9 protein-coding genes are annotated in these 14036 nt (G+C 68.8%); 4 read left to right on the top strand and 5 right to left on the bottom strand.

The genetic code is table 11. The features are described 5' to 3' along the window. From JL100_RS09710 to JL100_RS09700, 3 genes are all read right to left on the bottom strand, one after another. A complete protein-coding gene (locus JL100_RS09710; protein WP_202683650.1) occupies positions 1–1758 on the bottom strand; it encodes a potassium/proton antiporter in 1758 nt (585 codons plus the stop codon). A 97-nt stretch (positions 1759–1855) separates the two neighbouring features. Continuing rightward, positions 1856–3202, bottom strand: a complete 1347-nt coding sequence (locus JL100_RS09705; protein WP_202683651.1) for a DEAD/DEAH box helicase — start codon at positions 3200–3202, stop codon at positions 1856–1858. A 216-nt stretch (positions 3203–3418) separates the two neighbouring features. Next, the gene (locus JL100_RS09700) at positions 3419–4147 is read right to left on the bottom strand and encodes an SDR family NAD(P)-dependent oxidoreductase (protein ID WP_202683652.1); all 729 of its coding nucleotides are present in this window, start codon (positions 4145–4147) and stop codon (positions 3419–3421) included. A gap of 256 nt (positions 4148–4403) precedes the next feature. Here JL100_RS09700 and JL100_RS09695 point away from each other — a divergent pair, with 256 nt between their 5' ends. The 3 genes from JL100_RS09695 (at position 4404) to JL100_RS09685 (ending at position 8459) form a co-directional block, all read left to right on the top strand. After that, entirely contained in the window at positions 4404–6419 is a 2016-nt protein-coding gene (locus JL100_RS09695; protein ID WP_202683653.1) for a PhoX family protein, read from the top strand. Between the two features lie 412 nt (positions 6420–6831). After that, positions 6832–7362, top strand: coding sequence for a Fur family transcriptional regulator (locus JL100_RS09690; protein WP_202683683.1), 531 nt, complete (start codon positions 6832–6834; stop codon positions 7360–7362). Next, on the top strand, positions 7359–8459 hold the full coding sequence (locus JL100_RS09685; protein ID WP_202683654.1) for a CobW family GTP-binding protein: 1101 nt from the start codon (positions 7359–7361) through the stop codon (positions 8457–8459). The genes JL100_RS09690 and JL100_RS09685 overlap by 4 nt, the downstream gene beginning before the upstream one ends. Before the next feature lie 568 nt (positions 8460–9027). Here JL100_RS09685 and JL100_RS09680 read toward each other — a convergent pair. Further along, on the bottom strand, positions 9028–10263 hold the full coding sequence (locus JL100_RS09680; protein WP_202683655.1) for an SLC13 family permease: 1236 nt from the start codon (positions 10261–10263) through the stop codon (positions 9028–9030). A gap of 190 nt (positions 10264–10453) precedes the next feature. Beyond that, positions 10454–11296: a putative metalloprotease CJM1_0395 family protein gene (locus tag JL100_RS09675; RefSeq protein WP_202683656.1), complete on the bottom strand. Its 843-nt coding sequence runs from the start codon at positions 11294–11296 to the stop codon at positions 10454–10456. A 212-nt stretch (positions 11297–11508) separates the two neighbouring features. Here JL100_RS09675 and hrpB point away from each other — a divergent pair, with 212 nt between their 5' ends. After that, positions 11509–14031 (top strand): ATP-dependent helicase HrpB, encoded by a 2523-nt coding sequence (gene hrpB / locus JL100_RS09670; protein ID WP_202683657.1) that lies wholly within the window; start codon positions 11509–11511, stop codon positions 14029–14031. The last annotated feature ends 5 nt before the right edge of the window (positions 14032–14036 follow it).

Raw genomic sequence — 14036 nt, 5'->3', positions numbered from 1 at the left:
TCAGGTCCGGCCGGAGCGGCGGAACAGGCCGGTCCTGCCCGACCGCGACGGTTCCAGCGCCAGCCCGACCTCGTCGATCCTGTCGTCCGCGGCGGCGCGGACGATCAGTTCGACGGGACCGTAGGCAAGGCGGTCCCCCGTCTCGACCCTGCCCCTGAACTCCCGCCTGAGGACGTCGCACACGGTCAGGTCGGCGTCCTGCGGCGGGGACGTGAACCCGTAGGTCGCCGCGAGCTGGCCGATGGCGGCGTCGGGCGCCAAGGTGAAGTCGCCGTAGAACTCCCGATCCTTGACCTTCAGCTCCGTCGGGCTGGCGAACAGCCGGTCCAGCAGCGGAAGCCGGTCGGGCGAGGTGAAGATCAGCACGAGGTCGCCCGTCTCGACCCGCCCGGCCTTGTGCGGGCGCATGGACTGGCCGTTGCGGACGATCAGGGAGGGCCGCGCCCAGCGGGGGATCCGCTCGCCCAGCGTCACCGGGCTGCCCGCCACGGTCCGGTAGGCCACCAGCTCGTGGCTGGCGCCGCCCGGCAGCTCCAGCTCCACCCTGTCCACCGGCCCGATGCGCGGCGGCACGATGAGGCCGAGCCGGCGCGCCATCGGCTTGATCGTCCAGCCCTGGACCAGGAGCGAGACCAGGACGATGATGAAGGCGGTGTTGAAGAAGACCTGCCCGTCCGGGAAGCCGGCGATCAGCGGCAGGATCGCCAGCAGGATCGAGACGGCGCCGCGCAGCCCGACCCAGGCGATGAACGCGGTCTCCCGCCGGGTGAATCCGAACGGCATCAGGCACAGCCAGATCGCAAGGGGACGGCCGACCAGCGTCAGGAACAGGGCCAGGGCGATCGCCTGCGGTGCCACGTCGAGGAACTCGGACGGCGTGGCGAGCAACCCCAGCATCAGGAACATGGTTATCTGGCACAGCCAGGTCATGCCGCTCTGGAAGCGGCGCAGGGACCGGGCACCGTGGAGACGGCTGTTCCCGGCGAACATGCCCCCGACATAGACGGCGAGGAAGCCGCTGCCTCCCAGCATCGAGACGCCGGCGAACAGGCAGAGGGCCAGGCTGATGACGATGATCGGGTAAAGCCCCTGCTCAAGGTCTATCCGGTTGACCGCCTGGACGATCAGCCACCCGCCGGCGAGGCCGCCCAGGGCGCCCACGCCCATCTGGAGGATGAAGGAACCGGCCACTTCCCACGACAGGCTTTCGGCCGAGCCGCCGCCGGCGATCAGTTCGACCAGCGTGATGGTCAGGAAAATCGCCATCGGATCGTTGCTGCCGGACTCGATCTCCAGGACCGACCGGACCCGTTCGCGGATATTGATGCCCCCGACCCGGAGCAGGAAGAAGACCGCCGCCGCATCGGTCGAGCTGACGATCGCGCCGATCAGCAGGCTTTCGAGCAATGGCATGCCGAAGGCGACGTGCGCGACCGCCCCCACCAACCCCGTGGTGAGGACGACGCCGACCGTGGCGAGGGTAAGGGACGGCCCGGCCGCAGCCTTGACGGTCTGCCACCGGGTCTCGAACCCGCTGTCGAACAGGATGATGGCAAGGGCTATGGAGCCGACGAAATAGGCCAGCCCCGCATTGTCGAAGTTGATGCCGCCGATGCCGTCCTCGCCGGCAAGCAACCCGACGCCGAGGAACACCAGAAGCAGCGGCGCTCCGACCCGGAAGGAAATCAGGCTCGTGAGGACACTGATCGCTACGAGGCCGGCTCCAACCAGAATAGCCAGACTCATCAAGTCGATCATGCGTCGAAATCCTCACATCTTCAGGTCGGGGAGACACAAGATATGGGATTTCGACGCCCGTTATTCAACAGCTGGTAGGTGCACCCCGCCCGGGGAATCAGCGCCCGGAGCGGCGGCGGGACGGGTTGCCCTGGGGCGGCCGGCCCTGCTGGGCCTGCGCCGGACGGCCCTGCCCCTGGCCATGGGCCTGGCGCGTCTGGTCCTGACGGCCCTGATCCTGCCGACCCTGGGGCGGGCGGCCATGACGCTGCGGACGACGATCCTGGAGGGGAGGCCGGGCATCGGGATCGGCCTGCACGACGCCGCCGAGGGAATGCCAGGGATGATCCTCGACGACCGGGATGCGGACCTTGATCAGCTTCTCGATGTCCTTCAGGTAGGCCCGCTCCTCGCTGTCGCAGAACGAGATGGCGATGCCGCTGGTCCCCGCCCGCGCCGTCCGGCCGATCCGGTGGACGTAGCTTTCCGGAACGTTCGGCAGGTCGTAGTTGATCACGTGGGTGATGCCGTCGATATCGATGCCGCGGGCGGCGATGTCGGTGGCGACCAGCACCCGGATCTCGCCGGATCGGAAATTCTCCAGCGCCCGCTGGCGGGCGGTCTGCGACTTGTTGCCGTGGATCGCCTCGGCCCGGACCGCGATCTGGCCGAGCTGCTCGACGACCCGGTTGGCGCCGTGCTTGGTCCGCGTGAACACCAGGGCGCGCCCGATGTCCGGCCGCTTGAGCACTTCGCCCAGCAGGGGCCGCTTGTCCGCCTTCTCGACGAACATGACGCGCTGCTCGATCCGCTCCGCCGTGCTGGAGACCGGCGTCACCTCGACCCGGACCGGATCGGTCAGGATCTTGTCGGCCAGCTTCGCGATCTCCGGCGGCATGGTGGCGGAGAAGAACAGCGTATGCCGCTTGGCGGGCAGGACCTTGATCACCCGCCGGACATCATGGATGAAGCCCATGTCGAGCATGCGGTCGGCCTCGTCCAGCACGAACACTTCGAGCCGGTCGAGCTTGATGAAGCCCTGCCCGATCAGGTCGAGCAGCCGGCCCGGCGTGGCGACGAGGATGTCGACGCCCCGCGCCATGCTCTGGACCTGCGGGTTCTGGCCGACGCCGCCGAAGATGACGGTGCGGGTAAGCGGCAGGTTGCGGCCGTAGGTCGCGAAGCTCTCGCCGATCTGGATGGCGAGTTCGCGGGTCGGGGTCAGCACCAGGACGCGGGCGCCCTGCGGCATGGGACGGGTGCGGTTTTCCGACAGGCGGTGGAGGATCGGAAGCGCGAAAGCCGCGGTCTTGCCGGTGCCGGTCTGGGCGACGCCCAGCAGGTCGCGGCCCTGGATCAGGTGCGGCACGGCCTGAGCCTGGATCGGCGTGGGAGTGCTGTAATTCTCGGCGCTGATGGCGCGCAGGATCGGCTCGCTCAAGCCGAGTTCGCTGAAAGACGTCACTATGAAGGGATCTTTCGGGGCCTGCCCCGCGCGCTGCCGGGTCGCCCTTTGTGCTGATACTGGCCCACCCGATGCAGCGGCAAGGCCACTTCGCGCGATCGGACGGTACGTTTGTTCGAGTACGATAGTTGCGCTTTCGCAGGTGCGAAGTCAAGTCCCGCGTGACCAGGGGCTCCGGGGCGCGGTCCGCGATGCGCACTGCGCCCCGTTCCGCCCTCAGCCCTTGGTGCGCAGGCTGCTCCGCCCGCCGTCCACGCCGAACACCTGCCCGGTGATCCAGCCGCTGTCCTTGCCGAGCAGGAAGGCCGCCATGGCCGCGATGTCGTCAGCCTCGCCGATGCGGCCCAGCGCGTGCAGCCCGGCGATGCTCTGGGTCATCTGCTCGTTCGAGGTCAGGCCGTGGGCGAGCGGGGTGCGCGTCAGGCTCGGCGCCACCACGTTGACCCTGACATGGGGCGCCAGTTCCGCCGCCAGGGAGCGGCCCAGCCCTTCGACGGCGCCCTTGGCGGTCGCGATCAGCGTATGATTGGCGAAGCCCTGCTGGACCGCGACGGTGGAGAACAGCACGACCGATCCCTTGGCCGACTTGAGCCCCTTCTCGGCGGCGCGGACCGCGTCCACCGCGCCCAGCACGTTCAGCTTGTAGGTCTGGATGAAATCGTCATGTTTCGTCGCCTTGAGCGGCTTGATGTCGATCGACCCCACGCAATAGGCGATCCCGGCGATGCCCTCCCCCTGGTCGGCCTCCCCCACCGTGGCCGCGATCTGGTCGGGATCGAGCACGTCGCACTGGGCATGCCGGGCCTTCAGCTCGTCCGCCAGCGCGCCGACCTTGTCGGCGGAGCGACCGGTCAGGAAGAGTTCCGCGCCGCCCGCAGCGAGCCGCCGCGCCAGGGCCTCGCCGATGCCGCCGTTGGCGCCGAAGATGATGATGGGTGCTGCCATGGGTACCGAGCCTCAACGCTGTTTGATCGTAACCGTTAACATGTGTGACTGAACTAGCGTGCGGCGCGGCGCAGTCCACCGCCGGGCGCGGTACCGACGGATGATTTCCCGGTTTTTCAAAGGGATAAATCGGATTTTGATTTAATGATCGGGTCATGGAACAGTCACGGAAGTGTCATGACGCCGGTCTATGGTCCGCGCCAACACACCCCGGAACACGGGGCGGATCACGGATCGGAGCAGGTGGGAGAGAACCATGGACAGCCGCGACATTTCCCAGTTTTCGTGCAAGGCGGAAGCCTTCGAGGCGTCCGAGGACATCGGCCGCAATCCCTCCGAGGGGCCGACCCTCGGTGACATCATCGCCAAGCGCTTCGGTCGCCGCGACATGCTGCGCGGGTCGCTCGCCGTCGCCGCCATCACCGCCACCTTCGGCCCGCTGGCGCTCGCGACGGCCGAGAAGGCCAAGGCCGCCGCCGGCAACGGCAGCAAGGCCAGCTTCAGCTTCGACGAGGTGAGCCGCGGCGTCGACCGTACCCACCATGTCGCCAAGGGCTACAAGGCCGACATCCTGATCCGCTGGGGCGACCCCGTCCTGCCCGGCGCCCCGGCCTTCGACCCGATGAAGCAGACCGCGGCCGCGCAGAAGATGCAGTTCGGCTACAACAACGACTATGTCGGTTACATCGGCCTGCCCTACGGCTCGAACAATCCGGACCACGGCCTGCTCTGCATCAACCACGAATACACGGACGAGGAAGTCATGTTCCCCGGCGTGGGCGTGGAGCAGCAGGAGGCCAAGTTCACGGCCATGACCAAGGATCTGGCCGAGATCGAGATGGCGGCCCACGGCGGCACCATCATCGAGGTCAAGAAGACCGACGGCAAGTGGGCCGTAGTCGCCGACAGCAAGTACAACCGCCGCATCACCGCGTCCGACACGGTGATGCGGATCACCGGCCCGGCCGCCGGCCACGACCGGATGAAGACCAAGGCCGACCCGACCGGCACCAGCGTCATCGGCATGATCAACAACTGCGCCGGCGGGATCACGCCCTGGGGCACCTACGTGTCGGCGGAAGAGAACTTCAACGGCAACTTCGGCGGCAAGCTGGCCGACGACCATCCCGAGGCCGAGAACTACAAGCGCCTCGGCGTGCCGGGCAACTGGTACAACTGGGGCGACTATCACGACCGCTTCGACGTGTCGAAGGAGCCGAACGAGGCCAACCGCTTCGGCTGGATGGTGGAGATCGACCCGCTCGACCCGACCTCGGTGCCTAAGAAGCGCACGGCACTCGGCCGCTTCAAGCACGAGGGTGCGGAGAGCGTGGTCAACAAGGACAGCCGGGTCGTCTTCTACATGGGCGACGACGAGCGGTTCGACTATGTCTACAAGTTCGTGACCGAGGGCAAGTTCAACCCGAACGACCGCGCCGCGAACATGGACCTGCTCGACAAGGGCACCCTGTACGTCGCCAAGTACGGCGAGGACGGCAAGGGCGAGTGGCTGCCGCTGGTCCACGGCCAGGGCAAACTGACCGCCGAGAACGGCTTCAAGAGCCAGGCCGACGTGGTGATCCAGGCCCGCAAGGCCGGCGACGTGCTCGGCGCCACCAAGATGGACCGCCCGGAGGACGTCGAGCCGAACAAGGTCACCGGCAAGGTCTATGTCATGCTGACCAACAACACCCGGCGCAAGGCCGAGCAGGTCGACGTGGCCAACCCCCGCGCCGACAACGCCTTCGGCCACATCATCGAGATGACCCCGACCGACGGCGACCACGCCTCGACCACCTTCGCCTGGGACATCCTGGTGAAGTGCGGCGATCCCAGCGTCGCCGCGGTCGGCGCCACCTTCAACCCCGCGACCTCCCCCGACGGCTGGTTCGGCATGCCGGACAACTGCGCGATGGACAGCCAGGGCCGGTTGTGGGTCACCACCGACGGCAATAGCTACAAGGCCACCAAGACGACCGACGGCGTCTGGGCGATGGAGACCGAAGGCGACCTGCGCGGCACCAGCAAGCTGTTCTTCCGCGTGCCGATCGGCGCCGAGATGTGCGGCCCGGTGTTCACGCCGGACGACAAGACGCTGTTCCTGGCGGTGCAGCACCCGGCGACCGACAACACCAAGGACTGGCCGGAGTTCGGCAAGGCGTCCAGCTTCGAGGACCCGGCGACCCGCTGGCCGGACTTCAAGGACGGCATGCCGCCCCGCCCGTCGGTGGTGGTCGTCACCAAGGAGGATGGCGGCGTCATCGGCGTCTGACCGGTCCGGCACGACGTTTCGGGAACGGGCGGCTTCGGCCGCCCGTTTTCGTTGGAACCGGCTGGTACCTGTCTGTCGTTCGCGGGTTCACCGCGCGGCGGCGGCGGACACCCGGAAGGACGGCACCGGCGCCGCCCCTCCGTGTGGTTCCCGCTGAAGGGGTCGGGCGAAAACCCGTGCAGGCCGTGCCCCGCGCGGCTCCCGGCGGCGGTGCCCGGCGCTCATCGGGGTCGTCATAGTCAATGAAGGGGTGCGGGCGCTGCAGGTCGGCCTTCGGCCAAGGCGAGCTACAAGAGACCGCCAGGAATAGATGAAGTGCTGGCATGGCAGCCCGTCTTCGGCCGGCCCATTAACTTCCGGCGGAGGATCGTTATATGATAACATGTCGACCGACGATCTTCCGGGAGCCGCCATGGCGATCACCACACCTCCGGCCCGGCCCTCGGCCCAGCCCGCGGCCGCTCACGATCACCGGCACTGCGTATCCGGCGCCCTGGCGCGCGCGGAGGCGCTGTGCGCGTCGCGCGGCGCCAGGCTCACCCCCATCCGGCGCCAGGTGCTGGAACTGGTGTGGAGCGGGCACCGTCCGCGGGGCGCCTACGCGATCCTGGAGGACATGCAGGTGGACGGCCGCCGGGTGGCGCCGCTGACGGTCTACCGCGCGCTCGATTTCCTGGTCGAGCACGGGCTGGTCCATCGCCTGGAGAGCCTGAACGCCTATATCGGCTGTCCCGACCCCGACCATGCCCATGCCGGCCAGTTCCTGGTATGCAGGGACTGCGGCAACGCGATCGAACTGAACGACCAGCACGTCAGCGCCGCCATCGCCGAAAGCGCCCGCTCCCGGGGGTTCCAGATCGACCGGCCGACGGTCGAGGTGCGCGGGCTCTGCCCCGCCTGCCAGAATTCGCTAACGTCATCTCCTGAGAAAGCCGAACCGTGACCACTGTCATCGCCGCCAACCCGACCCGCCTGCCCGTCTCCGTCCTCACCGGCTTCCTGGGCAGCGGCAAGACGACGCTGCTCTCCCGTCTGGTCCGCCATCCCGGCATGGCGAACACGGCGGTGATCATCAACGAGTTCGGCGAGATCGGGCTGGACCACCTGCTGGTCGCCGAAAGCTCGGAGAACACGGTGCTGCTGAACAGCGGCTGCCTGTGCTGCACCGTGCGCGGCGACCTGATCGACACCATGCGCGACCTGTTCCTGAAGCGGGTGCGCGGCGAGATCCCCGAGTTCGACCGCGTCGTGATCGAGACCACCGGCCTCGCCGATCCGGCACCCGTGCTCCATACCCTGATGAATGACCCGCTGATCGCGGCGCGCTTCCGCCTGGACGGCGTGATCACGACGGTGGACGCCGTCAACGGCGCCGACCAGTTGGACCGCCACCAGGAGAGCGTCAAGCAGGCCGCCGTCGCCGACCGGATCGTGCTGACCAAGACCGACATCGCCGCCCCCGAGGCGCTGGCCGACCTGGAGCGGCGGCTGGCCGCGCTGAACCCGGCGGCCCCCCTGATGCGCGCCGTGCAGGGCGAGATCGAGCCGGCCGGGCTGTTCGACGCCGGGCTCTACAATCCGACGACCAAGAGCCCCGACGTGGAGCGGTGGCTGAGGGCAGAGGCCTACGGCGAGGACCACGGGCACGGTGATCATGGGCATGGGGACCACGGGCATGCGCATCACGGCCATGATCACCATCACGGCCACACCCACGACCGGAACCGGCACGACGACCATATCACCGCCTTCTGCATGACGGTCGAGGAGCCGCTGGCCTGGGAAGGGTTCGCCACCTGGATCGAGACGCTGATCACGTTGCGAGGTCCCGACCTGCTGCGGATCAAGGGCATCCTGAACGTGCGGGAGTCCGACACGCCCGTCGTCGTCCACGGCGTCCAGCACGTGTTCCATCCGCCCGTGCGGCTGGAGGCCTGGCCTTCCGACGACCACCGCTCCCGGATCGTCTTCATCACTCGCGACGTCAGCCGCGAGACGATCGAGGCCATGTTCGAAGCCTATCGCGACGCGTCGGAGTGACGGCACCGGTGCCGCCCCCGGAAGGGGGCGCACAAAGAGAAAACGGCGGGCCGTGAGCCCGCCGTCGATCGTTCTAACCCTCATATTTTTCTTGGCACCTGGCCGGTCCCAGCGCCTTGCGCCATGGAACCTTGTCATGACGGGGGCGACACCCCCGGTGTGGCCAAGTTGGTAACCAAAGCCGGCTCGACGCCAACCTCAGCCGCTCGCCCTGACGGGAGCGGAACCGGTGCGTTGCTTTCCTCAACCTAGTCGTCCCGCCCTTGATCCGGGCAGGATCGTTCATTGTTCGGCAGCGCCCTCCCTAAGCGTGCCTTTGTCGTGCAGGTTAGCTTATTGCTTTTCTTGTTCCCGCATCGTTGGAGTGACCATAGCGCAATTCCCTCAACGTCGAAAGGGTTTTGTTGAAAAATTCACCGTCGGGTGAGCATTAGGTCGTGCGGGTAGCTGGCAATTTAAGTAATCGGGAAAGCTCCGCCCGGCCACCTCAACACTTCTGGACCGATCGGTTCATCTTCATCTCGCAGGTGCACAATGTAAATTTCCGGAATGTTACGGAACTTCCCGTTCACTTCAACGGCATCAGCCCGGTTGCCCACAACCACACACACGCAAAGGCGAGTGAGAATGCGGTCATAGGTATGCCGCACCGGGCATGTTCCAGGAAGCCAAGCCGCACCCCCACGGCGCGTGCCCGCTCGACCACGATGATGTTGGCGAGGCTGCCCAGTATCAGCAGGTTCCCCGCCAAGGTGGACAGCAGGGCCAGCCCGTACAGGGCACCTTCCGGCGGCTGGGGCCAGACCGCCAGCAGCAGGACCACCGCGGGCACGTTGCCGATGGTGTTGCTGGCGACGACCGAGAGAGGGGCGAGCACGGCAAGGCGGTCCGGCAGCAGCCCGGCGGATGCCAGCGCGGCCACGGCATCGGCCGGCAGGCCGGTGCGTTCCAGGGAGGAGTTGATCGCGAACAGACAGGCGAACAGGACCAGCAGCGGCCAATCCACCATGCCGACCATGCGCCGGCTCTCCAGGCTGCGGCTGATCAGCAGCATGCCGGCGATCAGCAGGACGCCCACCTCGTGCGGGAGCGGCATCCCGAACATCACCATCAGCGCGGCGGTCGCGACGAGCGCCTTGCCGAACTGCCAGCGGTCCAGGTCCGGTTCCGGCAGGTCGGCGAAGGCGGGGTTGCCGGCATCGGTCAGGCGCCCGCGCCATACCACGGACACGGTGACGAACACGCACGCCAGCGCGACCAGCGCCGGCACGCCGCAGGCCGCCAGGAACCGCCAGAAATCCAGCCCGCCGACCTGCCCGATCACGATGTTCTGCGGGTTGCCGATCAGGGTCGCGGCCGACCCCGCGTTGGCGGCGCCGGCCAGGGCGATCAGGTACGGGCGCGGATCGAGGCCCCGCCCCTTCAGCCCGGCGCACAGCATCGGCGTCATGGCGAACACCACCACATCGTTCGCCAGCACGGCCGACAGCCCGCCGCCGACCGCGACGGTGACGGCCAGAAGTGTCCGGGGCGACCGGCCGGCCCGTGCGATCCGAAGCGCGCACCAGTCGTAGAAGCCGGCGGACGCGAACTGCGCCGACAGGATCATCAGCCCGAACAGGATGAACAGCGTCGGGAAATCGACCGCTCCCGCGACCTGGCCGCTGTCCAGCGCCCCGCCCGCGAGCATCAGGATGGCGGCCACCAGGGCGATGCCGGTGCGGTCGATCCGCAGGCCGGGGAACCGCCCCAGCGCCATGCCCGCATAGGTGACGGCGAAGACGATGAGAACGAACAAGGTCACGTGCGGGAAGTCCGGGTCGGTGTGAGGCGGGAAGCGGAACTCCCTTAACACCCGAAGGGGCGCCAAGTCATACCGAAACCGTTGCAACGGTTTCGGTATGACCCTTTCAAACAACGCCTATGGCATTGATCTGCCGGGTTTTCGGTTTCCGGATGATCATGCTGATCATCCGGAAACCGTATCACACGCGTCATGCACTGATCCCGACCAGGCCGCCGGCCGCCCGTCCCAGGGCGGATGCGTTGCGATAGGCCCGGGCGGCAGAGGCCACGAGGCCGCCGTTCTGCTCCGGGAAGCCATCCTGCTGCCCGGCCCGCCGTCCGTCCCGCTCCTTTTCCTTCTCGTTCTCCTCCTGCCCCTGCTCCGTTCGCCCGGCAGACGCCGGACCGGACCGGGACCTGCCGATGGATTGCGCCTTCCCGTCGGAGGCGGCCCCTGCGGAGGCGGACCCTTCCCCGTCCTCCTCGGCCTCGCCGTCCCCCTGGATCTTCTCCAGGGCCTGGGCGTTCAGTTCGCGCTGGGCCTCCATGCGCGCCTTGTCGGCCGCTGCGGCCACCTTGTAGTCCTGGGGCGACGGTTCGGCTGGCGCGGTCGCGGCGCCCCTGATCCGTTCCATCTTGGCGATGGTGGCCGCGGGATCACGTTCCGGGCTGATGTCGATCGACACTTCCCCGCCGATCGCGTAACGCCTGCCGTCCGGGCCGGTCTGGTAGGTGTAGGAAGGCGAACCGGCATATTGGCCGCCGGCGGCCTGATGGGCGCGCTCGTGGTTGCGAACCTCCGTGTCGCGCTTTTTCAGCTCCTTGACCTGGTCCCGCTCGGCCTCGGTCAGGCCGGAAGCGTCGCGCTTCTCTCCGTCCTTCGACTGACCGTTCACCCCGGATGACGACGACGGCGAGACGCTTGATGAGGTATCGCTCTTCAGGACGTGGGCGCAGGCATCCGCGCAGCCGCACGGCATCGACCGGATCGGCCTCAGCCAAACCGTCGAAGCGGACGACGCCCGCGGGGAGGATGCGGCGCTCGTGATCATGGACCCTCGTCGGGGAAGTCCAAGGTTGAAGGATCACAGGACGGCAGCATGCGCCGGCGGCGCTAATTTTCCGTAAAGCCGTCCCCCTGTAACCCTGCGGCGGACGATCCCACTTCATACCGAAGGCACCGGTCGACCGATGGCCGAGCACCGCGGCCAAACCCGTGCTATAGAGCCCGCCCCCATTTCCGAAACCCGACGATCACAGCGCCTTGTCCAATCCTGAAACAGTTTTCCCGGCGCTGCCGATAGACCCCATCCTGCCGGAGATCCGCCGGGCCCTGGCGGGCTCCCGCCATGCCGTCCTCCAGGCGCCGCCGGGTGCGGGCAAGACCACGCGCGTCCCGCTGGCGCTGCTGCAGGAGGGTTGGCTGGCGGGAGGCAAGCTGATCATGCTGGAGCCGCGGCGGCTCGCCGCCCGCGCGGCCGCCCGCCGCATGGCCGGGCTGCTCGGCGAGGCGGTCGGCGAGACCGTAGGATATCGGGTACGGATGGACAGCAAGGTCGGTCCGCGGACCCGGATCGAGGTGGTAACCGAGGGCGTCCTGATCCGGCAGCTCCAGCAGGACCCGGCGCTGGAAGGCGTCGGCGCCGTCCTGTTCGACGAATTCCACGAGCGCAGCCTGGACGCCGACCTGGGGCTGGCGCTGTGCCTCCAGACCCGGTCGGTGCTGCGCGACGACCTGCGGCTGCTGGTGATGTCGGCGACTCTGGACGGCGCCGCGGTCGCCGGGCTGCTGGGCGGCGCCCCCGTCGTCACCAGCGAAGGCCGCGCCTTCCCGGTCGAGACCCGCCATGTCGACCCGTCCAAGGCGCGCCGGATCGAGGACGCCGTCGCATCGGCGGTTCTCCGCGCGCTGGACGAGGAGCCGGGCAATATCCTGGTCTTCCTGCCCGGCGTCGCCGAGATCCGCCGCGTCGAACGGCAACTTCGGGACGCCCTGCCGGGGCCGGGCATCCTGATCGCCCCGCTCTACGGCGATCTGCCCCAGGAGCAGCAGGACCAGGCGATCGGGCCGACGCCGCCGGGCCGGCGCAAGGTCGTGCTGGCGACCTCGATCGCCGAGACCAGCCTGACGATCGAGGGAATCCGGGTGGTCGTGGACAGCGGCCTGATGCGCGTCTCCCGCTTCGATCCGGGCAGCGGCATGACCCGGCTGGACACGGTCAAGGTCAGCCAGGCCTCGGCCGACCAGCGCCGGGGCCGTGCCGGGCGCCTGGAGCCCGGAGTCTGCTACCGGCTGTGGCCGGAGGGGCAGCACCGCGCGCTGCAACCCCACACCGCGCCGGAGATGCTGGCCGCCGACCTCGCGCCGCTGGCGCTGGAGCTCGCCCAGTGGGGCGTGGTCGATCCCGCAGAACTGTGCTGGCTGGACCCGCCGCCGGCGCCGGCCCTGGCCCAGGCCCGCGACCTGCTGCGCCGCCTCGGCGCGCTCGACGCCGGGGACAAGATCACGCCGCACGGCCGGCGGATGGCGTCGCTCGGCATGCATCCCCGCCTCGCCCACATGGTGCTGGCCGGCGACCGGCTGGGCTGCGGCGCGCTGGCCTGCGAGATCGCCGCCCTGCTGGGGGAACGCGATATCCTGGCCGGACCCTCGGCCGGGGGAGCCGGCGAGCCGCGGGACGGCGACCTGCGCCGCCGGGTCGAGTTGCTGCGGTCTTCCGACCGGAGCGGCTGGACGGTGAAGCAGGTGGCGCGGCAGGCCCGCCAGTGGCAGCGTCAGCTGGGTATCGGGCCGGGCGGCGGCGGCGTGGCCGACACCGGCCGCGTCCTGGCGCTGGCCTATCCCGACCGGATCGGCCAGCGCCGACCGGGAAGCGACGGCCAGTACCGGCTGAGCAACGGGCGCGGCGCCTATTTCCTGAAGATGGAGCCCTTGGCCGCCGAGGAGTTCCTGGCGGTCGCCGACCTGGACGGCGCCAAGCGGGAGGCCCGCATCTTCCTGGCCGCCCCCCTGACCCTGGCCGAGCTGGAAGAGGATTTCGCCGACACCATCGAGACGGTGGAGTTCGTCGCCTGGGACGGCAGGGAGGAGGCGGTGCTCGCCCGCCGCCAGCGCCGGCTGGGCGAACTGGTCCTGAAGGACGAGCCGCTGCCCGACCCGGGAGGCGCCCGGACAGCCGCCGCCCTGTGCCAGGGCATCCGCGAGCTGGGCCTCGCCGTCCTGCCCTGGACCCGGGAGCTGGAGAATTTCCGCGCGCGGGTCGAGTTCCTGCGCCGGGTCGAGGGTCCGGACGGCGACTGGCCGGATCTGTCCGACGCGGCGCTGCTCGACACGCTGGAGGACTGGCTGGCGCCGTTCCTGACCGGCCTGACCCGCCGCGCCCACCTGAAGCGGCTGGACCTGTCGGCGGCGCTCCGGTCGCTGCTGTCCTGGCACCGGCAGCGCGAGCTGGACGAGGCGGCGCCGACCCATGTCACGGTGCCCAGCGGGTCCCATATACCGCTGGACTATACGGGAGGCGACGTGCCGGTGCTGGCGGTCCGGCTCCAGGAGATGTTCGGCCTGGCGGAGACCCCGGCACTGGCCCGCGGCCGGGTTCCCTTGGTCCTGCACCTGTTGTCGCCGGCCCGCCGGCCGATGCAGGTGACCAGCGATCTCGCCAGCTTCTGGGCCAACACCTACCGGCACGTTAAGGCCGACCTGAAGGGCCAGTATCCCAAGCATTACTGGCCCGACGACCCCCTCCAGGCCGAACCGACCAGCCGCGCCAAGCGGCGCGGCACCTGAACGGA

The sequence above is a fragment of the Skermanella mucosa genome, assembly GCF_016765655.2.
Taxonomy (GTDB): Bacteria; Pseudomonadota; Alphaproteobacteria; order Azospirillales; family Azospirillaceae; genus Skermanella; species Skermanella mucosa.
Note: the sequence above shows the minus strand (reverse complement) of the source record. Positions and strands in the feature narration are given on the sequence as shown.